This window comes from Burkholderia sp. SIMBA_062 (assembly GCF_046534765.1).
Classification (GTDB): Bacteria; Pseudomonadota; Gammaproteobacteria; order Burkholderiales; family Burkholderiaceae; genus Burkholderia; species Burkholderia ambifaria.
Genome location: NZ_JAWRYD010000306.1, coordinates 1 through 268 on the forward strand (window position 1 = coordinate 1; position 268 = coordinate 268).

1 protein-coding gene is annotated in these 268 nt (G+C 34.3%); it reads right to left on the bottom strand.

Annotated features, from left to right (window positions below; translation table 11 throughout):
- Nucleotides 1-17: 17 nt before the first annotated feature.
- Nucleotides 18-268: hypothetical protein (locus SB786_RS36465; protein WP_410731615.1), on the bottom strand; the 251-nt coding region annotated here is incomplete at its 5' end.

A 268-nucleotide genomic window follows, 5' to 3' on the forward strand; every position in this document is an offset into this window, starting at 1 on the left:
CCCGTATTCTGAAACCATTAAACTTCCGGATTGTAAAGACCTACAGCTGCTGTATAAATGCTTTTATCTTGAGTTGCTCCAATTAGAAACCCCTCCAGGTCTGTGGACGCAAATTCGAATTGGAAAGTAGATTTTTTCAGTTCATAAATATTGTTTACAGGCTCAATGACTTTTCCGTCCTGTTTAATAATGACTTTTAATGATTGTGCGAAGGTCATTATACTTAGTAAGGAAAGAAGAATTGTTAAACTTATTTTTTTCATGGTAT